The organism is Collinsella sp. LCP19S3_A6 (assembly GCF_052122015.1).
Taxonomy (GTDB): domain Bacteria; phylum Actinomycetota; class Coriobacteriia; order Coriobacteriales; family Coriobacteriaceae; genus Collinsella.
Map to the genome: position 1 here is coordinate 102816 of NZ_JBQKDD010000002.1, position 23353 is coordinate 126168.

General features: G+C 62.1%; 14 protein-coding genes. 10 read left to right on the forward strand and 4 right to left on the reverse strand.

From position 1 onward, the window contains the following. The first annotated feature begins 12 nt into the window (after positions 1-12). Positions 13-924, forward strand: coding sequence for a CPBP family glutamic-type intramembrane protease (locus ACTQVX_RS01690; RefSeq protein WP_441560040.1), 912 nt, complete (start codon positions 13-15; stop codon positions 922-924). Here the strand turns inward: ACTQVX_RS01690 and ACTQVX_RS01695 are convergent. Then, the gene (locus ACTQVX_RS01695; protein ID WP_441560042.1) at positions 921-3065 is read right to left on the reverse strand and encodes a YgiQ family radical SAM protein; all 2145 of its coding nucleotides are present in this window, start codon (positions 3063-3065) and stop codon (positions 921-923) included. The genes ACTQVX_RS01690 and ACTQVX_RS01695 overlap by 4 nt on opposite strands. A gap of 250 nt (positions 3066-3315) precedes the next feature. On the opposite strand from ACTQVX_RS01695, the gene ACTQVX_RS01700 reads away from it, so the two are divergent. From ACTQVX_RS01700 to ACTQVX_RS01715, 4 genes are all read left to right on the forward strand, one after another. Further along, on the forward strand, positions 3316-4032 hold the full coding sequence (locus tag ACTQVX_RS01700) for a YoaK family protein (RefSeq protein ID WP_154515938.1): 717 nt from the start codon (positions 3316-3318) through the stop codon (positions 4030-4032). 228 nt (positions 4033-4260) lie between these two features. Further along, positions 4261-5427: a lactaldehyde reductase gene (gene fucO, locus ACTQVX_RS01705; RefSeq protein WP_154515935.1), complete on the forward strand. Its 1167-nt coding sequence runs from the start codon at positions 4261-4263 to the stop codon at positions 5425-5427. Positions 5428-5691: 264 nt separating this feature from the next. Next, positions 5692-6711 carry a M42 family metallopeptidase gene (locus ACTQVX_RS01710; protein WP_441044734.1) on the forward strand — a complete coding sequence of 340 codons (1020 nt, stop codon included), beginning with the start codon at positions 5692-5694 and terminating at the stop codon, positions 6709-6711. A 137-nt stretch (positions 6712-6848) separates the two neighbouring features. After that, the gene (locus ACTQVX_RS01715) at positions 6849-8222 is read left to right on the forward strand and encodes a hypothetical protein (protein WP_441560044.1); all 1374 of its coding nucleotides are present in this window, start codon (positions 6849-6851) and stop codon (positions 8220-8222) included. A gap of 8 nt (positions 8223-8230) precedes the next feature. Here the strand turns inward: ACTQVX_RS01715 and mnmA are convergent, their stop codons facing one another. Continuing rightward, complete coding sequence (gene mnmA, locus ACTQVX_RS01720; RefSeq protein WP_441560046.1) at positions 8231-9496, reverse strand: tRNA 2-thiouridine(34) synthase MnmA; 1266 nt, start codon at positions 9494-9496, stop codon at positions 8231-8233. 18 nt (positions 9497-9514) lie between these two features. Continuing rightward, entirely contained in the window at positions 9515-10453 is a 939-nt protein-coding gene (gene cysK, locus ACTQVX_RS01725; protein ID WP_441545505.1) for a cysteine synthase A, read from the reverse strand. A 252-nt stretch (positions 10454-10705) separates the two neighbouring features. Between cysK and ACTQVX_RS01730 the strand changes: the two genes are divergently transcribed. Next, entirely contained in the window at positions 10706-11134 is a 429-nt protein-coding gene (locus ACTQVX_RS01730; RefSeq protein WP_154515923.1) for an RrF2 family transcriptional regulator, read from the forward strand. A gap of 137 nt (positions 11135-11271) precedes the next feature. Here ACTQVX_RS01730 and ACTQVX_RS01735 read toward each other — a convergent pair whose 3' ends face one another. After that, positions 11272-11637 (reverse strand): phage holin family protein, encoded by a 366-nt coding sequence (locus ACTQVX_RS01735; RefSeq protein WP_427717799.1) that lies wholly within the window; start codon positions 11635-11637, stop codon positions 11272-11274. Between the two features lie 326 nt (positions 11638-11963). On the opposite strand from ACTQVX_RS01735, the gene ACTQVX_RS01740 reads away from it, so the two are divergent. From ACTQVX_RS01740 to dnaE, 4 genes are all read left to right on the forward strand, one after another. Beyond that, positions 11964-12263 (forward strand): YerC/YecD family TrpR-related protein, encoded by a 300-nt coding sequence (locus ACTQVX_RS01740; RefSeq protein ID WP_154515917.1) that lies wholly within the window; start codon positions 11964-11966, stop codon positions 12261-12263. Positions 12264-12537: 274 nt separating this feature from the next. Continuing rightward, positions 12538-15636: a PD-(D/E)XK nuclease family protein gene (locus ACTQVX_RS01745; RefSeq protein ID WP_441560047.1), complete on the forward strand. Its 3099-nt coding sequence runs from the start codon at positions 12538-12540 to the stop codon at positions 15634-15636. Between the two features lie 3 nt (positions 15637-15639). Beyond that, complete coding sequence (locus ACTQVX_RS01750; protein WP_441560048.1) at positions 15640-19266, forward strand: UvrD-helicase domain-containing protein; 3627 nt, start codon at positions 15640-15642, stop codon at positions 19264-19266. A gap of 263 nt (positions 19267-19529) precedes the next feature. After that, the gene (dnaE, locus tag ACTQVX_RS01755; RefSeq protein ID WP_441560049.1) at positions 19530-23333 is read left to right on the forward strand and encodes a DNA polymerase III subunit alpha; all 3804 of its coding nucleotides are present in this window, start codon (positions 19530-19532) and stop codon (positions 23331-23333) included. Positions 23334-23353 lie beyond the last annotated feature (20 nt).

Genomic DNA, 23353 nt, shown 5'->3' on the forward strand with positions numbered 1-23353 from the left:
GAGGAGGCTGGCATGCTCAATGCGATAGCGTGGGCGCTCGCCTGTTTTGGCGTCGTCGCTGTCGATATTGCCCTGAGCGTCGTTTTGTTCTCCGCCCTTGGCGTCGCATCGGTGTTCATGGGTTTTTCGATCGATGACCTCGACATTCAATTGCTTCAGGCCGCCGCTCAGACGGCGTCGTTTTTGATGGCGCTGCTGTGGTGGCGTTATCTGTGGCCGCGCTCGTTTATGGCGCGTTCGCAAAGCGAGCATCCGCTCGGCGGGGGAGCGCGTGGGGCGTGGAAACGCATCGCCTGCGTTATCGTGATCGGTCTTGCCCTGCAGGTGGTCGTTAGCTACGTGACCGACGCCGTGCTGTCGCTGTTGCCCGATGCCGCGGCCGACTACAGCGAGCTTGTCGAGGACACGGGCATGGGCGATACCAGTCCTCTTGCCGTCCTGACCACGGTGCTCGGCGCGCCGTTTTGCGAAGAGCTCCTGGTGCGCGGTGTCATCTTTGAGTTTTCGCTGCGTGCGTTTAATCCCCAGTGCCGTCCGCTCTGGAAGCGCCGGCGTCGTGCGAGTGCGCAAGACGGCGCCATAGTGCCCTGGGCGGCCCCAAGCACGTGGGGTGTCGCCGCGGCGATTATGCTGCAGGCGGCAATCTTCGGTTTTATGCACATGAATTGGGTGCAGGGTTGCTACGCGGGTGCCGCCGGCCTCATCTTTGGTTGGGTGCTCGTAACGACCGGAAAGCTCCGCTACACGATCCTGCTGCACTTTGCCTTTAATGCCGGGTCGTATCTCATGGGCATGCTGTGGTTTGTGAACACGCCGGTCGACGTGGTGGTCACGGTCGCTATCGCCGGCGTCATCCTCGTTGAGGCAATGCGCTCGTTGCGCCACGCGTGTGGGATGGACGCAGCGAGCGCATTGCTGCCTTAGTTGCGGCGACCGCCTCCGTTGGCACCCTGACGCCCCTGAGCTGCGCGGTTGCGTCCGGCGGTGTTCTGCGCGCGCGACATGCCGCCGTGGCCCTTGCCGCCCTTGGGCCCCTTGGCTCCAGCGCCGCCAGCGCCACCGTGGCCCTTGCCGCCCTTCTTGCCGGTGCCATGTCCGCCGCCGGCAGATGTCTCGCCCGGGCGTGGCGGCACGGGGCGGATCAGGCAATGCTTGGTGTAGCCGATCAAATCGCGACGCCCGGCTTTCTCTAGCGCCTCGCGCACGAGCTTGTAGTTCTCGGGCTTGCGATACTGGATGAGCGCGCGCTGCATGGCCTTCTCGTGCGGGTCGCGCGCCACATAGATCGGCTCCATGGTGCGCGGGTCCACGCCGGTGTAGTACATGCACGTCGACATGGTGGACGGCGTGGGGTAGAAGTCCTGCACCTGCTCGGGCATGTAGCCCATGTCTCGCACGGCCTCGGCAAGGTCCACGGCTTCCTTCATCGTCGATCCGGGGTGGCTCGAGATCAGATACGGCACCACGTACTGCTTGAGTCCGTACTCGCGGTTCAAGCGTTCAAATTTACGGCAGAATGCATCGTAGACGGCTCGGCTCGGTTTGCCCATCACGGAAAGCACCGCGTCGCTCACGTGCTCGGGTGCTACGCGTAGCTGGCCCGAGACGTGGTGCTCCAGCAGCTCGCGCAAAAACTCGTCCGAGGCATCGGCCATGGTGTAGTCGAAGCGGATGCCGCTGCGGACAAAGACCTTCTTGACGCCCGGCAGCTGGCGCAGGTCGCGCAGCAGCTGCGTGTAGCCGCTCTCGTCGACCACCATGTTCTTGCACACGCTCGGCCACAGGCATCGCTTGTTCTTGCATACGCCGTGCTTGAGCTGCTTGTCGCAGGCGGGACGGCTAAAGTTGGCCGTCGGCCCGCCCACGTCGTTGATATAGCCCTTAAACTCGGGATCGCGCGTGAGCAGCTCGGCCTCGCGCATGATCGAATCGTGGCTGCGCATCTGCAGCACGCGGCCCTGGTGGAAGGTGAGCGCGCAAAACGAGCACTCGCCAAAACAGCCGCGGTTGGAACTAATGGAAAACTTGATCTCGGCAAAGGCCGGCACGCCGCCCGCCGCGTCGTAATCGGGATGCCAATCGCGTGCGTAGGGGAGTTCGGCAACCTCGTCCATCTCGTCGGTGGTGAGCGTCGCCGACGGCGGGTTCTGCACCACATAGACGCTGTTGGGGTAGGGCTCTACCAGGCGATGTCCGGTGATGGGGTCCATATTCTGCTGCTGCACGTTAAAGCTGCGCGCGTAGTTGAGCTTGTCGGCGGTAAGGTCGTCCCAACTGGGCAGCAGGTCGTAGTCGTAGACCTCGTCGAGCGAACCCGTGCGGTAGACGGTGCCGTTGATATAGGTGATCTGATCGACGGGCAGTCCCGCGTCGAGCGCGTCGGCAATCTCGACAATCGCGTGCTCGCCCATGCCGTAGATGAGGATGTCGGCGCCCGAGTCGAGCAGTACCGAGCGCTTGAGCTTGTCCTGCCAGTAGTCGTAGTGGGCCAAGCGACGCAGGCTTGCCTCGATGCCGCCGATGATGATGGGGGCGTCCTTGAATGTCTGGCGGATGAGGTTGCCGTAGACCGTGACGGCACGGTTGGGGCGGTGTCCCTCCTCGCCACCGGGGGTATAGGCGTCGGTGTGGCGGCGGTGCTTGGTCACCGAATAGTGGTTGACCATGGAGTCCATGTTGCCGGCGCTGACGAGAAAGCCCAGGCGCGGCTCGCCGAGCACGGTGATGCTGGCGGGGTCGGTCCAGTCGGGTTGGCAGATGATGCCCACCTTGTAGCCGTGCGCGTCGAGGACGCGGCTGATGATGGCCATGCCAAAGCTGGGATGGTCCACGTAGGCGTCGCCGCAGATGTAGACAAAGTCGCACTGGTCCCAGCCGCGCGCATCCATGTCGGCGCGGCTGACGGGGAGGAACTTATCGCGGCCCGGGCGCCAGGGGCGGACAGGCGCTGCCGGGGCATGCGCGGGGCGCGAGCCCTGGGCTTTGCTTCCACGCTTTTGCTGCTGGCCGCGTTGGGCATGCTTGCCGTGCTGGTTGTGCTGAGCGTCCTGGGGCTTTTTTGCCACGATTCCTCCCGGTGTTTGTATGCTGCACGTAATTGTAACCAGTCTTTTTGGGACGGGGCTAAAAAGACTGGTGGAGTACACGAGGTGTCGGGTGTCGATGCCGCGCCCGCCGTTTGTTTCCAGACGGTGTATCTGCGCGTTGGGGAGTCCGTCTCGCGGGCGCGCCATGTTGTCAATGGGTTACAGTATGAACGGCGGCTATGTTTCCGCCGACGCACGAGAGGGTCGTCAACAAGGAGGGCGCACGACGATGCAGCGTGCCAAACAGATATCGGAGTCTATTGAGCTGGGCATCATCTTGGCGCTCGCCGGTGGCTTTATGGACGTTTATTCGTACATTGGGCGCGACCATGTTTTCGCCAACGCGCAGACGGGCAACATCTTGCTGGTGGGCGTGAGCATCTCGGAGGGCAATTGGGCGCTCGCGGGGCGCTATTTCTTCCCTGTGGTGTCGTTTGCCGTGGGCATTATGCTTGCCGACCTGGTACACGAACGGTTTGGCAGCGTGATTCACTGGCGCCAGGTGACGGTGTTCTTTGAAGCCGTCATCTTGCTGGGCGTGAGCTTTATCCCCGGTGGCGGCTACAACTTGCTCGCCAACTGCCTCATCTCGTTTGCCTGCGGTATGCAGGTCGAGAGCTTCCGCAAGATCCACGGTCACGGCATTGCCACGACCATGTGCATCGGTAACCTGCGCAACGCGCTGCAAAACGTGGACGACTACATCATCACCCACAAGCGCGGCTTTTTGGAAAACGGCCTGCTGTACTTTGGCGTGATCTTTACCTTTGTGTTTGGCGCTGTGCTGGGCAATTGGTGTATTGAGCGCATGGGGCTGCACGCTATTGCGGTGGCGAGCGTGCTGCTGTTCGTGGCGTTTGCCATCATGTTTATCGACCGCGAGCGCGACCTGCGTTTTCGCTGGAAGCGCGCCTGCGAAGATTGGAAAGAGGCCTGCCAAAAATAGCGGCAGGGTGTGGCAAGGGGCTGACCCCTTGCCACACTGATCAATAATGGGGAGGGGACGGTCATCTCGGCCGCCCCTTTTTGTTTAGTGGTCAGGCGGTGACAATACCAGTTGTTGAAACGCTTTAAATAATCTGACGTTCTCACGCGTTTTTCGCTTCAAAAGCGTTAGGATGGGAGCCATAGCGTGGGGCGTAATGGGTGCCCCGCACACGATGGGAGGCTATCAATGGCTAATCGTTTCGTTCTCAACACCATTTCTTATCATGGTTCCGGCGCCATCAAGGAGATCCCCGGCGAGCTCCAGCGTCGCGGCTACAAGAAGATCTTCGTCTGCTCCGACCCCGATCTGGTCAAGTTTGGCGTTACCGCTAAGGTGACCGATGAGCTCGATGCCGCCGGCATCGCTTGGAGCCTCTACTCTGAGATCAAGCCCAACCCCACTATCCAGAACGTCAAGGACGGCGTCGAGGCCTTCAAGGCCGCCGAGGCTGATGCTATCGTGACCGTCGGTGGCGGCTCCTCTATGGACACTGCCAAGGCCATCGGCATCATCATCAACAACCCCGAGTTCGCCGATGTCCGCAGCCTCGAGGGCGTTGCTCCCACTAAGAACCACGCCGTGTTCACCATCGCCGTGCCGACGACCGCCGGTACTGCTGCTGAGGTGACCATCAACTACGTCATCACCGACCCCGAGAAGGTCCGCAAGTTCGTGTGCGTCGACACCAACGACGCCCCCGAGGTCGCCGTCGTCGACCCCGACATGATGGCTTCCATGCCCGCCGGCCTGACCGCTTCCACCGGCATGGACGCTCTGACCCACGCCATCGAGGGCTACACCACCAAGGGCGCTTGGGAGCTCTCCGACATGTTCCACTTTGAGGCCATCAAGCTGATCAGCGAGAACCTGCGCGACTCCGTTGCCGAGGCCAAGTCCGGCCAGCCCGGCTCCGGCCGCGAGGGCATGGCTCTTGGCCAGTATGTTGCCGGCATGGGCTTCTCTAACGTTGGCCTGGGCATCGATCACGCCATGGCTCACACCCTGTCCGCTCACTACGACACCCCGCACGGCGTCGCTTGCGCCATGCTGCTGCCGATTGCCATGGAGTTCAACAAGCCGGTTTGCGCCGAGCGCCTGGCCAAGGTCGCCGTCGCCATGGGCGTTGACACCACGGGCATGAGCACCGATGAGGCTGCCGACGCCGCTATCGCCGCCGTTAAGCAGCTCTCCGCTGACGTGAACATCCCGCACGTCTGCGAGGCCATGAAGGCTGACGAGATCGAGGTCCTGGCCAAGGACGCCATGGCCGATGCCTGCTTCCCGGGCAACCCGCGTGAGGCGACGCTCGACGACGTCATCGAGCTCTTCAAGAAGATCTGCCCGGCTGCCTAACATGGTTCGGCGGGCCCCTGCCCGTTAGCCCCACAATCGTCCTCGGACATGTCGGAGGCCCCGCTGCACACTACGTGCGGCGGGGCCTCCTTCTGTCCTGCGGAAAGATTGTGGGGCTAACGGGCGGGTCCCGCCGGCTCGTTATCGTGGCGGGCGCTGCTCTGAGAAGCCCGATGGGTTGTCTCGCTAGGTAAAAAGATGGTTCGCGGTGGTATCGTTGCTGTGGGTTTAATTCGATATGAAAGGGTGACTTTGGTGTCCAAGATGGATTCTACGCTCTCCTATATTACTGACCAGTTGAAGACGCTGACTTCTATTGCTTCGCCTACGGGCTATACCCGTGCGGCGACTGATTATCTAATGGAAACGTTGCGCGATATGGGCTTTGGCCCCGAGCGTTCCAATAAGGGCAACGTGCTGGTTGAGCTTGGCGGCGAGGGCGAGCCGCTTGTGTTGGCGAGCCATGTCGATACCCTGGGCGCCATGGTGCGCTCCATTAAGGACAATGGTCGCCTGCGTCCCACGACGCTCGGCGGGCATCAGTGGTCTACGGCCGATGGCGAGAACTGCACCGTCTACACGCGCGATGGCAATGTGTACACGGGTGTGGTCCTCAATACCGAGCCTTCGGCGCACGTGGCCGACGAGCCGGTCAAGACCATCGAGAAGAACATGGAAATCCTGCTCGACGAGAATGTCGACAGCAAGGACGATGTGCTCGAGCTGGGTATTCAGACCGGCGACATCATCGCTATGGATCCGCGCACCACGGTGACGGAGAGCGGCTATATTAAGAGCCGCTTCTTGGACGACAAGCTGTCGGCCTCCATTTTGCTGGGCTTGGCGCGTGCCGTCGCCGCTGGCGAGGTGACGCTTTCGCGCAAGGTTTCACTGCTCTTTACGGTGTACGAGGAGGTTGGCCACGGTGGCGCTTTCGTGCCGGCCGACACGCGCGAGATGATCAGCGTTGACATGGGTTGCGTGGGTGACGATCTGGGCTGCACCGAGCGCATGGTGTCGATTTGCGCCAAGGATTCGGGCGGCCCCTACAACTACGATCTGGTGACCACGCTGTCCAATATCGCGCGCGAGCTGGAGCTCGATTACGCCATCGACGTGTACCCGCATTACGGCTCAGACGTTGAGGCCACGCTTTCTGCCGGCTACGACATCCGTCACGGCCTGATCGGCCCTGGCGTGTACGCGAGCCACAACTACGAGCGCAGCCACATCGACGGCGTGCGTAATACCTACGAGCTGGTTCGCGCCTACGTTCAGCGCTAGGGGAGCAGCTTGCGACTCGGCTGACCAATCGCTAAAGCCCGATTTCTCGGGCTTTTTTTGCTTTGGGTCGTTTAGTATTATGATATATGTAATCTATTAACTAAACGTGTAAATTACTTAACGAGGTGATGCGGTGTATGGATACGTCTGAGTACTTGTCTATGGGTGATGCTGCCCGCCTGCTGGGCGTTACGAAAGCCCGCATATCTCAACTTGCCGCATCGGGAACGCTTGCGTGCGATATTGTGGGCGGACGGAAGATGGTCGAGTACAATTCCGCGGTCGCTTATCAAAAGGTCCGCAAACGTGGACGCCGTCCTGCGGCCGATGTGGGGCGCAAGTTTACGCTGATGTCGGCCGACCATGAGGTCGCGCATGTCTCATTTGATCCGTCGCGCGAATTTCCCTTCGAAATCGCGGAGGTCCTCGATGCACAACGAATGCCGTTTGGCACGTGCTCGAGCTCTTCTCCTACGGTGAATAAACGGGAGCTCAACGTGTGGTGGAGCCATCGGTCGGTGCCCGATGTTCGCCCCGGACTCGTCTCGCGCTATCGCGAACTGGGAATTGCCAGTGGCATCGAGGTCCCGGTTCAGTGCCTGGGCCTCTCGCTTTCGGATTGCTATTGGCTGCGGCCGGCAGAATGCGACGGGCTCAAATGGCGAAACCTCAATTACTTCGAGAATGATTTTGAGCGATCGGCGCCCGAGGGACGTTCGGGTTGGCTGGAGGGCATCGGTCTTAAAAATCCGGATAACACGTCCGAGGGCGAGCTCCCTAAATCGTGGATGATTCGCAACGCTGTTCGCGTTCTGGTCAAGGGGTGCGGCATGGACGATCAGCGTCCCTTTAACGAGGCGGTTGCAACGGCTCTACATCGTCGCTTGTTGTCGGAGGGCGCGTTTGTTCCTTATACGGTTGGGCGGATGTTCGATGGCCCTGTGTGTCTGTGCGACGACTTTCTTGACGGCCGCGAAGAATACGTTCCGGCTGTTTACGTTAAGGGCGCACTTGGTAGCCAGCGGGGAAACTCGACATACGACCGGTACTGCCGCTTCCTTGGTAAGCATGGAGCAGACGAGGCTGCCGTGAGAAGGTCTATGTCGCAGATGATTGTCTGCGATGCCCTTTTGGCCAACAGCGATCGCCATTGGCGAAACTTCGGCATCATCCGCAATGTCGACACCCTGGAGATAAGGCCTGCTCCGCTGTTCGATAGCGGCAACTGCCTGTGGTACAACGTACCAACTGCCGTGCTCGCAGCTGGGGAGTTTGGGTTTTCTGCTAAGCCGTTTGGGCCCGACCCTTCCGTCCAGCTGGCGCTTGCGGACTCACTCGATTGGTTCGATTCATCGCGGCTCAACGGATTTGTTGATGAGGCGATCGAGATTCTTTCGCAGAGCGAATGGGCCACAGCGGAGGGCCGGCTCGAGTCCATTTGCCGCGGCCTCGAGCGTCGCGTTATCGAGGTGAATGCTGCTGTTGAGGTGCTTCGACACGTGCGGCGATAATCCTGCGGCTACCTGATGGCGGCAGTTACCGTGCCGCCGCCCAGGACGACGTCGCCGCGATAGATAACGACGGCCTGGCCGGGGGCGATGGCTCGCTGCGGCTCGTCAAAGGTCAGAAGCATCTGTCCGTCGGCGCCACGTGTAAGGGTCGCTGCCTGGTCCTTTTGACGGTAGCGGTACTTGGTACCCACGCGAATGTCGCCGGACGTGAGCTCTGCCTCCATGCGGTCGGCAGGGGCACTCCAAATCCAGTCGTTGGCCGTGAGCGCTGTCGCCGTCAGGTCCTCAGCCTCGCCCAGATGCACAATGTTGTTGGCGGCATCGACGCCCGTTACATACACGGGGCGCGCCATCGCGACGCCCAGGCCCTTGCGCTGGCCGACGGTATAGCGCAGTGCGCCGTCGTGGCGTCCGACCACGCTGCCGTCGCGCCATACAATATCGCCCGGCTCGGCGGCATGCCCGCAGCGGCGCTCGATATAGCCCGCGTAGTCGCCGTCCGTGATAAAGCAGATATCCTCGCTCTCGGCCTTCTTGGCGTTGATGAAGCCCTGCTCGGCGGCAATGCGGCGCACGTCGCGCTCTTTGTCCAACCCTGCCAGCGGAAAGATTGTGCGTGCCAGGCGCTCTTGCGTGAGCGAATACAAAAAGTAACTCTGGTCCTTCTTGGAGTCTTCGCCGCGGTGCAGCTGCCAGGTGCCATCGGGCGCTTGGCTCGTTTTGGCGTAGTGACCCGTGGCAATGTAGTCGCAGTCCATATCGAGTGCCGCGTCGAGCAGCGCGCCAAACTTAATATGGCGGTTGCAGATGATGCACGGGTTGGGCGTCAGCCCCTCCTGGTAGGCGGTCACGAAGCGCTCGATAACGTTGCGGTCGAAGGCCTGCTGCAGGTCGAGCACATGGTGAGGTATCCCCAGGCGATCGGCGACGGCCTTTGCATCGGCGATGTCACGGTCGACCTTGCTCATGCCCGTGACGGGATCGGGCGCAGGGCAGGTGAGGCGCATAGTGGCACCGACGCATTCGTAGCCTTGGCACTTGAGCAGATAGGCAGTCACGCTGGAATCGACGCCGCCGCTCATGGCGACGAGCACGCGCTTGTTGTGCATGGGGAGGTTCTCCTTGGTGGCATGTGGCCAAAAAAGAAAAGCGGCGCGGGAGGCTGGTTCCGCGCCGCAGACATTGTAGCAAGTTCGGACGTCTCGTGGGACACCCTGACGGGATGGACTCAGACTGCCGGGAGAGAGAGGAGGCAGGTTCGTCCCTGAGCTCAACCTATGGGAAAAAAGGCTCTAGTCCTGGAACAGTGCCGTGGACAGGTAGCGCTCACCGGTATCGGCGAGCAGTGCCACGATGGTCTTGCCCTCGTTCTCGGGGCGCTTGGCCAGCTGCAGCGCGGCCCACACGGCGGCACCGGACGAAATGCCCACGAGCACGCCCTCCTTGTGGCCCACGGCGCGGCCGGTGGCAAAGGCGTCGTCGTTCTCGACGGGGATGATCTCGTCATAGACCTGGGTGTCGAGGACGTCGGGCACAAAGCCGGCACCGATGCCCTGGATCTTGTGCGGACCGGCCTGGCCCTTGGAGAGTACCGGGGAGGTGGCGGGCTCGACGGCGACAACCTGAATCTCGGGGTTCTGCTCCTTGAGGAACTCGCCCACACCGGTCACGGTGCCGCCGGTGCCAACGCCGGCGACGAAGATGTCGACCTTGCCGTCGGTGTCGTTCCAGATCTCGGGGCCGGTCGTGGCCTTATGGATGGCGGGGTTGGCGGGGTTCACGAACTGGCCGGCGATGATGCTGTTGGGGGTCTCCTTCTGCAGCTCCTCGGCCCTGGCGATGGCGCCCTTCATGCCCTTGGAGCCGTCGGTGAGCACGAGCTGCGCGCCGTATGCCTGCATAAGCTTGCGGCGCTCGACGGACATGGTTTCGGGCATGGTGATGATCACCTTGTAGCCGCGAGCCGCCGCCACCGAGGCGATGCCGACGCCGGTGTTGCCGCTCGTGGGCTCGATGATGGTGTAGTCGCCGCCGCGCACGAGCTTGCCGGCCTTCTCGGCCTCGTCAATCATGTTCTTGGCGACGCGGTCTTTGACGGACCCGGCGGGGTTGAAGTATTCCAATTTGACGAGCACGCGGGCCTTGAGGTCCTCATCGGCCTCAAAGTGAGTGAGCTCCAAAAGCGGGGTGTGGCCGATAAGCTGATCGATGGACGTATAAACCTTGCTCATGGTGAACCTCCAAAGTGTTCAAATGACTGGATACCGTGTGGTTTTACGGTGGCCTAGTAGCTAAACCCATAAACCTTATAGGTTGTTCATTTAGCTGTTGGCAAGCATAGTAGACACTAAAGCCTAGTAATGCAATAGGAAATAGGAGATTATTACGAGCTGATTAACCACCTTGACTGGAATGGGTATTTTCAAAGCCAATTTTTCGGCTAGAATTTCAACGGATTAAAAGACCGAAAGGCAGCACTATATATGTTGGTTTCTACTAAGGGCAGGTACGCCCTGCGCGTTATGGTCGACCTGGCCGAGCACCAGGCGGCCGGTCGCATCCCGCTCAAAGAGATCGCGGCGCGACAGGGGATTTCCGAGAAATATCTCGAGAACATCTTGGCTACGCTCGTGCGCGCCAACATGCTTTCGGGCATGCGCGGCAAGGGCGGCGGCTACGTGCTCACGCGCCCGCCCGAGCAGTACACGGTGGGAGAGATCTTGCGCCTGACCGAGGGCAGCCTGGCGCCGGTCGCCTGCCTGGATGGCGACTGCAAGGGCTGCTCGCGATCTGATGAGTGCCCCACGCTCGACGTGTGGAAGAACCTGGACAAGCTCATCAACGACTACCTCGACGGTGTGACGCTCGATGCGCTCGTCGCCCCCAACGGGGGCTACGACTACGTCATCTAGCCCCACCAGCCATTTGAGGACGGGGTAGAAATGGTAGATTCTTTTGTCCTCTGAGGCTTGACAAAGGCGAAGGCCGTCCATCGTTGCGATGGACGGCCTTCGTTTTGGCGTGTTGTGGCGGTCCGTATCCGGTTGCTTTAGTTCCTGGCGATGCTGTCGAAGATGCTTCGAGTGATGGACACCAAAATGCTACCCATAAAGGCCGACCCAAAGCTGGCAATGGAGATGCCCGCGCCCAGCAGATTTACCGATAGGTAGCTGGCAAGCTCGAGCATAAAGCTGTTGACTACAAGCTGAAAAATACCCAGCGTGATAATGGTGAGCGGCAGCGAGATGACCGTCAGGAGCGGCTTGACGAGCGAGTCGACGACGTTGAGGAACAGTCCCACAAAGGCAAAGCAGACCCAGGCGTCGGCCATGCCGAAGGGTTGAATGCCGGGGACGAGGAACGTGGCGATCGCGATAGCGATTGAGGTCAAAAGCCAGTTGAGCAAGAAGCGCATGGTGGGTTCCTTTCCGGTGCGCGTGACGTGTTGGTGGCGCGTAAGCTCGTTTGCCGCGGCGAATCGGATGGTTGCCTTGGCGTGCGCCTCTGCGTTGGGCGCCCATTGTCTCAGATATTCGTGGAGCTTGCGTGCGCATTCGGTTTCAAAACGGCGTTCGTCCTAAAAAACGCGCCGCTGACAGAGAGTCTTGTCACTTTAGTTTGGTGGTGTGCTAAACTGCTACGGGCAAAAGCCACATGCGTTGCCCTATTGCATAGAATGGGCGAACGATGCCCGGTGCCAGTATCAACTTCGATGCCTTTTGGCGGGTTTGGCGGTGATCGATGAATATTGAGAACATGTTTGACAAGCCTGATGTCAAGCAGCTAGTCCACGCATTTAGTCTTTTGGACGACGAGAAAGATATCCAAGCGTTTTTGACCGATATCTGCACACCGCGCGAGATTTGCGATCTATCGCAGCGTCTGCAGGTCGCGCGCTACCTGGATGAGGGCGAGCCCTATGTCGAGGTTCAGGTCCGTACCGGCGCTTCGTCCACCACGGTGAGCCGTGTATCCAAGGCGCTCAACGGCGAGTACGGTGGCTACCGCAAGATCCTCATTAAGCTGGAGGATGGCGAATAGGCCGCGGCAAAACGAATTGTGAAAAACCGCTCCTCCGGGGGCGGTTTTTATATGCCGAATAATTGGTGCAAAGGGGCCAGGTTCGCTTGCACCAATGTGGCGCAAGCGAACCTGTCCCCCTTGCACCGACGGACGAGTCTGCCCCCTTGGCACCAATGTGGTGCAAAGCGACTTGTCTCCAAAGCGCCAAAAGATGAAGCTGCGGTGGCAATGTGTCCGCTTGGGCGGGTAGGATGGATGCATTGATTATTGCGAACAGTTTGAGTGGAGGACCATGCCTGTTCGAATCTATACCACTAATGCCGGCACGGATTTGAGCGATGCCGAGTCGGCGCTGCTTGCCGACCTTATTGCCCGCCACGGGCGTGCCGTGCTGCTGGCGCCAACGTTTGCCGAGCTCGACCTGTGCCGTCATGATGCGGCGGAAGCCGGCGTTTCGCTGGGCATCGATTACAAGACGCCCGCGTCGTGGCTTCGCTCGCTTTGGGAGCTTTTGGGCGACGGGCGCGGTTTCGTCGACAACCTGCAGCGCCAGATGCTGTTTTCGGACATGGTCACGCGTCTCGATGATGTCGACCTGCAGCCGCTTTCGCGCAGCCAGGGCACGGTGCGCATGCTTGCGCGTATGGCCCGCGATGTGCTGCCAGGTGTGGCGGGGACAGCTGCCGAGCGATGCCGTGGCAACAATTGCCGGCCTGAGCCAAAAAGCGATGCCGAGGCTCGTGTGTTCGAGCTTTTGCGTGCCTACGCGGGCGGTTTGGACCGTCGAGATATGGTCGAGCCCTGCGAGGCGGCTGACATTATGGCCAGCGCTCTGGCCGATAATCTGCCGGCGTGCGCCCGTGCCGTCTGTGTACGCGGCGTCACGTCGTTTACGCACGGTCTGCTCGAGCTGCTGTCTGCTGTGGCGAACAGTGGGGGAGAGGTCGTCGTGCTGCTTGCTCGCGAGCAGGCGGCGATGCGCGAGGAACTTGCCGCGGCATTTGATGCCAGCGGTGTGCTGTTTGAGGTCGCGCCGCTGAGGGAGGACGCCGTCGCGTCTGATGCCGCTTGTGGAGCTACCGCTCAGCCTGCCTTTATTGAGGTCGCGGGCCCCCACGCCCGCGCTCATGCTTATGCGGACGCAATTGATGATCTGGTAAAAGCGCGCCAGGGTTTCGGGGCCGACGATACCGCCGGCCTCTCCGCCGACCCCGTACGCGTGCTCGTTGTTTCTGCCCGGGCACCCCAGCTGTTCGGTGAGCTCGCCTCTCGTCTGGCGGCTCGTCATATCGCTGCCGAGACAACTGAATTCACGGCGTTTTCCCAATCCATTGCGGGCAGGCAGTTTGCGGCGCTTGCCAGCTTGATCGAGCGCATGAAGGCGGCCGATGAGGGTGTGGCGTCAAAGACCGAGTGGTGGCCCGCGCCTGAGCTTGCCGACTGGATCTACAGCCCGCTTTCGGGCGCTGATGCCGCCAATGCCCGTATCTTCGATAAGAATATGCGTCTCTCGCGTAGCAAGACTACCGCGGGCGTTAAGAGCCTGCTGCAGAGCGTGCAAGGCCAGGTGAGGGGCGCACGCAAGGCGGCGAGCGACGAAAACTGGTTTAAGAACGTACCGTGTGTGGTCTCGGACGTGTTCCAGGCACTGTGGCGCGACAAGCCCGTGACGGCGCTCAAGGCCATGCTTGCCGTTGCCGAGGCGTTGCCCGATCGCTCGCTGGGCAGCCTGGATGGCCAAGCTCGTCGCCAAGCGGAGGCGGCCCTGCTGCGCCACGCCATCGACATCCTTATGAATGACGCCCGCGCGCTCGACGTGTCGCAGGCCGCGACCGTGCCCGTGCTCGATGGCATTCGCACCAAGGTGGACAAGCGTAGCACCGCCTACGATTACGAGACCTACGAGGTTGACGGTGCGCCACGTGCCCAGGTTCGCTTTGCCTCGCTTGCCGATGTGGCGGCTCTGCGCCCCGGCAGCTACGATGCCGTGCTGTTTGCCGATGTCGATCTGGACAGCTATCCGCTCTCACACGAGGAAGGACCGCTGGCCACGTTGGCTGCGAGCCTTGGTCGCGAGGGCGTGACGCTTGAGCCTGCGGCCTTGTTGCGCGTGCGCTTTGGCCACGCGATGCGGGCGGCACGTGGCCCGGTTGCGCTTGCGCGCGTGACGCACGATCGCCAGGCGCGCGAGTGCTATCCGGCTGCCGTGTGGACCGAGTTGCGGGCGCATGCCGAGGCCACCGGTGCCGCTCAGGTGACATGCGTGGGCGAGGGCGATATCGTAGGTGATTTTGACCCTGCAGCCGGCAAGGGCCTCAAGCGCGAGCGCGTGGCATGCGAGGCTCCTCAGCATTTGAGCGAGGCGGCCGTGCCATATCTGGTCTTGCGCCGTCGGGACGGCGAGGGCGAGGACGCGCCGCTTGTACCGCGTCTGACGTCTGCCTCGCAGATCGAGGCCTATTCCACCTGCCCGCTGTGCTGGTTCGTCTCGTATCGCGTTAAGCCCCAGTCTATCGACGCGGGTTTTGGCAACATGGAGAAGGGCAACTTTGTCCACGACGTGCTGGAACATCTGCATGCCCGCTTGCCCCAAGAGGGCATGGAGCGTGTGACGCCCGAAAACCTGCCGCGCGCGCAGGAGCTGCTGCACGAGGTCTTTGCCGAGACCTTGGCCGAGCACGCCGGCAAACGTGGCAACGAGGGCCCGCTGGTGCCGCTCTCGCCGGTGGAGGAGCGTCAGGTGGCCGAGATCTTGCCGCAGCTGGAGGGCGTGCTTGCCTACGAGTCCGAGGCGCTTGCCCCCTTCGCTCCGCGCTACCTGGAGTTTGCGTTCAACGAGCTCCAGGTCGAGTATGCCGGTTGGCCGCTCGGCGGGCGCATCGACCGCGTGGATGTGGATGCCGAGAATCGCGCTGTGGTGATTGACTACAAGCATCGCACGGGCGTTGAGGAGTTTAAGCTCGCCGACCCCACGGTGCGCGACGAGGAATCGGGTACGGCGCCCATCGACGATCCGCGCTGGTTGCCGCCACATACCCAAACGCTCATCTACGCCCAGGCCATGCGCCGGGCGCTGGATTTGGATACCCGTGCGGCGCTCTATTTTTCGACCAAGGGCGGCAAGCCCGCGTTGCGCGGTGCCGCGAGCGCCGAGCTGCTCGAGGAAGAGCGTGGCGACGGTCGCATCTCGGGCCTTAAGAAAGGTTTCCCCGGCGAGGGTGGCAGCATGGACTTCGACGCCCTGCTCGATCGCGTGGAGGCCGGCATCGCCGAGCGCTTGCGCGAACTCGAGGCGGGCAACGTCACTGCTGTCGACCCGGCGTCGACGCAGGCCGCGCATGCCCGCTGCTCGTATAACCACGAAGGAACGTTTGTAAGGAGGGACGTGTAGACCATGGATCTTTCGACCTTGATGCCGCAACAGCTGCAGATCGTCAAGACGCTCGACCGTCCGCTGTTTGTCTCGGCGGGCGCCGGTTCGGGCAAGACCTTTACCCTCACGCGCCGCATCGTCTACGCGCTCTCGCCCGAATCCGGTCCGTTCGTCGAGCATCTGGACCAGGTGCTCGCCATTACCTTTACCAAGGATGCCGCGGCCGAGATCCGCGATCGCGTGCGCCGTGCGCTTATCGACGAGGGCATGGACGAGGAAGCGCTGACCGTCGACGACGCGTGGATCTCGACCATTCACGGCATGTGCTCGCGTATCCTGCGCGCACACGCGCTGGAGTTGGGCATCGACCCCGAGTTCACGGTGCTCACCGATACCGACGAGCTCATGGACCAGGCTGTTGAGCATGTGCTGGCCCGCGCGACGGCACCCGATGCCGCCCCCGAGCTCGCGGCATCGCTCAAGGCCCTCTACGCCTGGTATCCCATGGCGGGCGAGGGCGGTCCCTTTGGCGCCGGCACGACCATCAAGGGTCTGGTGCGTGACCTGCTGGAGCTCTCGAGCCAGCTGCCGGGCGGTATGGACGACGTGTGCGTGGCGCGCGGCCAGGCCGATACCTCGGCGCTCGCCGATGCCTATCGATCGGCGCTGGGCGCAAGCAAGGCCGCGACCGAGAAGGCGCAGACGGCGCTCGACGCCATCGACGCGTTCGAGGCGAGCGGCAAGACCATGGCCGATGCGGCGCGACTCATGATGTCGTGCACCATGCCGCGCGCGAGCAAGGCATTCCCCAAGGAGCAGGTCGAGCTGCTCAAGGCCGAGGCCGCCGATGCATTTATCAATATCGTGCTTGCCTGCGGTGGCCCCGCGCTCGATGCACTGGTGGGCTTGGCCCGCTCTGTAGAGGCCGAGTATCGCGCACTGAAGGCTGCCCAGTCCGCCCTCGATAATAACGACCTGCTGCGCATGGCCTACGAGGCCCTGCGCGATTACCCTGCCATTCGTGCTGCGTACGAGGGCCGCTTTAAGATGGTCATGATCGACGAGTTCCAGGATACCGATCAGATGCAGGTCGACCTGATCCGCTACCTGACGGGTGCGGGGGAGCGCGCGCTGTGCACCGTGGGCGATGCGCAGCAGTCGATCTATCGCTTCCGCGGCGCCGAGGTCGAGGTGTTCCGTCGCCAGGAGCGCAAAGTGGAATCGACGGCGGCGTCGGAGACGGTTGCCACGTCCGATGCCCCCGCCGGCGAGCTCGTCAAGCTCGTGCGCAACTTCCGCAGCCACGACGAGGTGCTGCGCTATGTGGCCCGCGTCTTCGACGGCGATGACGGCGGCCTGATGCAGGGCTTTTTGGATCTTGAGGCGAGCGACGGCCGCAAGGACACACTGGTGGCGGATGCCTCGCGCCGCCAGGCCCTCTTTGTTGCCGGCGGCAGTACGCAGGAGCGCACACAGGCCAAGGCCCGCGCGATCGCGGAGCGATTCCGCGCGCTTGCCGATGCCGGCCAGCCCCAGGGCGGCATGGTGCTGCTGCTGGGCCGCATGACCAACGCAGACGTCTACGCGCAGGCCTTCCGTGACCAGGGGCTCGACTGCGTCATCGCGGGCGGCTCAGTCTTTGCCCAAGCTGCCGAGGTGCAGACGGTGCGCGCCCTGGCTTGTGCCCTCGCCAATCCGGCCGATACGGCGCAGGGCCTTATGCCACTGCTGGCCTCGCCGATGTTTGCACTCGGCGCCCAGGAGTTCCTGGCGCTGGCGACCAAACTCGACGATCAGACGGGCGAGACGTCGCGCCGCAACATCGACGCGGGCATCATGAGCGATTCCGATGTGCCGGGCTTGCAGGGCTTGCCGCTCGTGACGCGTGCCCGCGAGGTGCTGCGCTACGCACTGCGTCGCGTGGGGCGTGATTCGTTCGCCGCCATCGCGCGCGACGCGGTCAATGCTTCCGGCTGGTTCGTGCGCCTGGCGCAGCGCGGTCCCGAGGGCAAGGCCATCGCCGCCAACGTGCTCAAGGCGCTCGATGCCGTGGACGAGGCGGAGGCCGAGTTCGGTAACTCGCCGCGCTCCATTGCGCTTGCCTTCGATCGCTTCCTGGCGGGCAAGGAGGCCCCGGGCGCCCTCAACGAGGAGGGCGACGGCGCGGTGCGCATCATGACGGTTCATGCCTCCAAGGGTCTGGAATATCCGGTCGTGGCGGTCGCCGAGTGCTTTGGCGTGCGTAAGTCCTCGGGTGCGGCACAGATGGGTCGCGTCGAGGGCGGAGCGCAGGTCGTGGCGCTGCCGGCACGCTTCGACGGCGTTAAACTCTCGGACGGTACGTTCGTAAAGGGCGATGACGTCAAAAAGCAGTTTGAGCATGCGTTTAAGGGCAAGGGCACGTCGCTGTGGCTACCGCCGGAGCTCATGGAGGACGTCTGTGCGACGGGTTCTCCCGCCGAGGCATTTGCCCGCCTGCGCAACGACGACCTGCAGCTTTCGCTCGAGGAGCGGGCCCGTTTGCTCTATGTTGCCATGACCCGTGCGCGCGAGCTGGTGATCTTGGCGATGGATGCGGGCGTGAGCCGTGGCAAGGTGACGGTGCCGACCTTCGATGTCGAGACCGATCTGACCTACGACGTGTTGCGCCGCATTCTGCCGACCGACGCTCTGGACATGCCGCAGCTCGATGCCGACCGCCTGGTATTCGACAACTCCCAGCCGGGCGACTACGAGCTCATTTCGCTTTCGGACTTTACCTTTGGCGAGCAGGCGTTTGAGGCCAACGCTTCGCTGGATGCCGAGGGCAGGCTCGTTCGTGGCGATACCGATGTCGCCGATAATGCTGCGCACTCAACCGTGCCCGGTCCTGCCGACCCCAAGCCCGATTCGTTTGAACTCGTATATCCCCAGGCGGCGGGCGTGCGCATGGGCACGTGTCCGTTCCCGGCGCGTGATTCGTACAGCTATTCGTCGATCGCCGCGGCGCTCCATGCCGAGACGGAAGACCGTGCCGCCGAGGCGCGTGTTCCCATGGATGAGGCGGGCGACGATGCCGAGTCGGATGGCTCGGAGATGGCCGATGCAGACGTGGCTGCTGTCGAGCCCGCCGGCAACCCCATGGCGCTGGGCTCGGCGTTCCATGCCGCCTGCCAGTGGCTCATCGAGATGGGTGCCGATGCGCTGCCCGCTGAGCGTGCCGATGCGCTGACGCGCCTGTGGTGCCTGACGCCGGAGCAGCGCGAGCGTTTTGACGTTGCCCTGAATCGCTGGCTCAGGTCGTCGGTCCGTGCCGAGCTTCTTGCCTGGCCGTGCGTCCGTGCCGAAGTGCCGTTCTTCTCGCTGGGCTGCGAGGACAAGGACATTGCCCGCTACGGTGCATATGCCGAGGGCGCTATCGATGCGCTGGCGACCGACCCGGCCGATCCGTCACGCGCACTGGTCATCGATTACAAGACGGGTGGCACGCCGGACGAGACACCCGACCAGCTGCTTGAGAAGCACGCCCTGCAGGCGCGCGTCTATTCGGATGTTCTGCATAAGGCGGGCTTTAAGACGGTGACCGTCAAGTTCGTCCGCGTGGAGCAGACGGCCCCAGCTGTCTTAGTCGAGCTCGCCGAGCCCCAGGTGGTCACCTACAACCTCTAGCCCTCAGATAACGTGCGGTGGAATCCTTTTCGATTCCACTGCAGCTCAGGGGTAGCTAATTTGGGACGGGGCTCTTTTAGCTACCCCCATACATCGGTTGAGATGTATTCCGACCCCGACTCGTTCGCCGTCAGTCAAAGGGTAGCTAAAAGAGCCCCGTCCCAAATTAGCTACCCGTGTGGGTTTGGCTAGGTTCGGGCGCTGTCCGTGCCGTGGGGTAAAATCGTTCAGTCAGAACACGAACCCGCATCGGAGCTCATCACATGGCATTCGTCCATCTGCACAACCACACTGTTTTCTCCATGCTCGACGGCGCAACCCGTATCCAGGATATGGTCAACCGTGCCGTAGAGCTGGGCATGCCCGCCGTGGCCATTACCGACCACGGCTACATGTATGGCGTGCCCGACCTGGCGCTGGCCTGCGACGCCGTCAACCACAATACGCCCGAGTACAAAACGTGGAGCCACGACAAGGCCTTCTTGGAAAAGGACCGCCGTGACGAGCTGGTGGAGCCCGATCCCGAGGCAAACCCGCGCGAGCATGCCCAGTATGTGAAGGACATGGCCATGTGGGACGAGAAGGGCAATATCGACGAGCTCAAGCCGCCTCTGGTCATCAAGCCCATCTTTGGCTGCGAGGTCTACTTTACGCCGGACGAGACGCTCGCCCGCGACCACAAACCCGAGCTCTACCACATGATCCTTCTGGCCAAGGACCAGGAGGGCTACGTCAACCTGATGCAAACGGTCTCCGAGGCCGCCGTGCAGGGCTTTTACTACAAGCCGCGCGTGACGCTCGACAACCTGCGCCGCCACGCCAAGGGCATGATCTGCACCAGCGCCTGCATCGCGGGCATCATCCCCAAATACATCGACCGCGGTGACATGGAGGGCGCCATCAAGTGGGCCGAGACCTTCCGTGATACCTTCGAGCCTGGTGACTTTTACATCGAGATCCAGGAACACGGCATTACCACCGATAACGGCCTGACCGACGAGCAGATGGACCGCACGCTCATTGATATCGCCAAACAGGTGGGCGTCAAGGTCATCGCCACCAACGACTTCCACTACCTGCGCCGCGAGGACGCGCCCGTGCAGGACGTCATCATGTGCATCGGCATGAACGCCAAGGTCGACGACCCCAACCGCATGCGCATGACCGGCTCGGAGTTTTACATGAAGACCGAGGAGGAGATGCGGGCGATGTTCCCGTATTGCCCCGAGGCCTGCGACAACACGCTCGAGATCGCCGACAAGTGCTACGTTGAGCTGGACTGGGACTCCATCATCCTGCCGCGCTTTCCGCTGCTCGATCCCGGCGAGACGCACGAGAGCCAGTTCCGCCGCGAGTGCGAGAAGGGCCTGCGCCAGCACTACGGTGACGACTGGGCCACGCGCGAGATCGGTGGCGTCAACATCAAAGAGCGCTTTGAGTACGAATACAAGGTCATTTGCGACAAGGGCTTTGCCGCCTACTTTTTGATCGTCGCCGAGTACGTGCAATGGGCCAAGGACAACGGCATCGGCGTCGGCCCCGGCCGTGGCTCGGCCGCCGGCGCTATCGTCGCCTACGCCATGAACATCACCGCGTTCGACCCGCTCGAGAACGGTCTGATGTTCGAGAGGTTCCTGTCCCCGCAGCGTACCGAGATGCCCGATATCGATATGGACTTCGACGATGAGCGGCGTCTCGAGGTCGTGGAGCACGTTCGCCAGCTCTACGGTCCCGAGAAGGTCACCCACGTCATCACCTACTCGACCATTAAGGCCAAGCAGGCCATCAACGACGCCGCGCGCGTCCTGGACTACCCGGTCTACATGGGCCAGCGCCTGTCCAAGATGGTCTCGAGCGACCCCAAGGTCAAGCTCAAGCAGGTGCTCGAAAAACAACCGGGCAAAGAGGATCTGTTTAACCCCGACTTTGCCGAGGCCTATAAAAAGGACGACGACGCCCGCCGCATCATCGACACGGCGCTCTCGATCGAGGGCCTCACCCGTGGCGAGGGCGTTCATGCGTGCGCCGTTCTGATCTGCCGCGACCCCGTCAACGAGCACGTGCCCACCAAGCTCGACACCAAGGGCGGCGTCGAGATTACCCAGTACGAGGGCCATACCGTTGCCGACATGGGCCTGCTCAAGATGGACTTCTTGGGCCTGCGTACGCTGACGGTTATCTCCAAGGCCAAGGCAAACATCAAAAAGAACTTCGGCATCGACATCAAAGAGGAAGAGATTCCCTTTGACGATCCCGAGATCTTTAAGCTCATGGGCTCCGGCCACACCGCCGGCGTCTTCCAGGTCGAGTCCGCCGGCATGACGGCCACGATCAAGAACATGAAGCCCACCGAGTACAAGCACGTCGTGGCATTGATCGCCCTGTACCGCCCGGGCCCGCTGGGCGCCGGCATGGTTTCGTCCTACATCAACCGTATGAACGGCAAGGAGCCGGCCGTCTCCTACGACGACCGTCTGGACGACATCTTGGGTGAAACCTACGGCACCATGGTCTACCAGGAGCAGGTTATGCTCATCTCCGTCGAGATGTGCGGCTTCTCCAAGGGCGAATCGGACTCGCGTATCCGTAAGCCCGTGGCTAAGAAAAAGATCAAGCTGCTCACGTCGACGGTGCTCCACTGGGAGGATGGCTCGGACGAGACCACCTACGACCACTGGATGAACGGCGCCATCAAGAACAACTACACGCGCGAGGTCGCCCAGAAGATTTGGGACGATGTTCTCGAGTTCGCGTCCTACGCCTTTAACAAGTCGCACTCCGCCGGCTACGCCATCTTGGTTATGCAGACGGCGTGGCTCAAGGCGCACTATCCGCACGAGTACATGGCGGCCGTCCTGACGTCCTATACGGGCAAGACCGACAAGATCGTGCACTACGTCTCGGCATGCCGTCACGACGGCATCCCCGTGCTTTCGCCAGATGTCAACGAGTCCGGTACCGAGTTCACGGCTACCAAGGAAGGTGTGCGCTTTGGTCTGGCCGGCATCCGCGGCGTGGGCACCGGCGTGGCGCAGGCGATTATCGCCGAGCGCGAGGCGGGCGGTCCGTTTAAGACGCTGCATGATTTTGTCGAGCGCGTGGATTCGAGCCAGGCCAACCGTCGCGTGATCGAATCGCTCATCAAGGCAGGTGCCTTCGACTCCACGGGGTATCCGCGTCGTCAGATGATGCACTTTGTGGACAAGAACAACCCCGAGAACATCATCGATGCCGCGGCAAAGCGCCAGAAGGATCGCGCGAGCGGCCAGACGTCGTTCTTCGACATGTTTGGCGACGTTGAGGGCTCGGGCTTTGAGGTGAGCGTACCCGATCCGGATGGCCAGGAATGGGACCGCCACCTTAAGCTGAGCCAGGAGAAGGAGGTTCTGGGCATCTATGTCTCGGACCACCCGCTGCGCCCGTTTGAGTATGCGCTCAGCAAAGCGCGCGACTTCTCGTTCTCGCAGATCGACACCGGCTACGAGGTGCAAAACCCCACGGGCGGCACCATCAACCAGGAAATTCCCGAGGGCAAGGCGCTGTGGTGGGCCGGTATGGTCTCGAGCGTGTCCAAGCGCGTGACCAAAAACGGCGAACCCATGGGCATCGTGCAGCTCGAGGACATGGAAGGCGAGGCCACGGTCGTGGTGTTCCCCAAGACCTTCAAGGAGGCCGAGGGGTATCTGTACGGCGAGGTCGACCCCGAGACCGGCGCGCAACTGTCCGATGCGTTTGTGCGCATTAAGGGCAAGCTCGAGCGCTCGGACCGCGGCGACCAGATCATCGCGCAGGAGATTGTGCCGCTTGAGCTCAACGAGGAGAACAACAAGCCCAAGGTGTTTGAGGTCATGGTGCCCAACAGCCGCTTTAGCCAGGGCAACATGGCGCGTCTTGCCACGGTGCTCACTGCCAACCCGGGCGGCGACCGCGTAGAGATCTTTATCGAGCAGGCGGACGGGCGCGTGTTGCGTGCCGAGGTACCTGCTAAGGTCAACGCACGCTCGATTCCGCTGTTGGCCGAGGCCAAGGCCATCGTGGGTAACCAAGGCAGAGTGACGGTGATCTAAGGACGCCGTTGGCGGGGTAG

Excerpts from the sequence above, each read along its gene's own strand:
- ACTQVX_RS01710 (WP_441044734.1), top strand. The coding sequence starts at position 5,692 with ATGGATTCTACGCTCTCCTATATTACTGACCAGTTGAAGACGCTGACT.
- dnaE (WP_441560049.1), top strand. The coding sequence starts at position 19,530 with ATGGCATTCGTCCATCTGCACAACCACACTGTTTTCTCCATGCTCGAC.
- ACTQVX_RS01735 (WP_427717799.1), bottom strand. The coding sequence starts at position 11,637 with ATGCGCTTCTTGCTCAACTGGCTTTTGACCTCAATCGCTATCGCGATC.
- ACTQVX_RS01740 (WP_154515917.1), top strand. The coding sequence starts at position 11,964 with ATGAATATTGAGAACATGTTTGACAAGCCTGATGTCAAGCAGCTAGTC.
- ACTQVX_RS01700 (WP_154515938.1), top strand. The coding sequence starts at position 3,316 with ATGCAGCGTGCCAAACAGATATCGGAGTCTATTGAGCTGGGCATCATC.
- ACTQVX_RS01745 (WP_441560047.1), top strand. The coding sequence starts at position 12,538 with ATGCCTGTTCGAATCTATACCACTAATGCCGGCACGGATTTGAGCGAT.
- ACTQVX_RS01750 (WP_441560048.1), top strand. The coding sequence starts at position 15,640 with ATGGATCTTTCGACCTTGATGCCGCAACAGCTGCAGATCGTCAAGACG.
- cysK (WP_441545505.1), bottom strand. The coding sequence starts at position 10,453 with ATGAGCAAGGTTTATACGTCCATCGATCAGCTTATCGGCCACACCCCG.
- ACTQVX_RS01730 (WP_154515923.1), top strand. The coding sequence starts at position 10,706 with ATGTTGGTTTCTACTAAGGGCAGGTACGCCCTGCGCGTTATGGTCGAC.
- ACTQVX_RS01715 (WP_441560044.1), top strand. The coding sequence starts at position 6,849 with ATGGATACGTCTGAGTACTTGTCTATGGGTGATGCTGCCCGCCTGCTG.
- fucO (WP_154515935.1), top strand. The coding sequence starts at position 4,261 with ATGGCTAATCGTTTCGTTCTCAACACCATTTCTTATCATGGTTCCGGC.
- ACTQVX_RS01690 (WP_441560040.1), top strand. The coding sequence starts at position 13 with ATGCTCAATGCGATAGCGTGGGCGCTCGCCTGTTTTGGCGTCGTCGCT.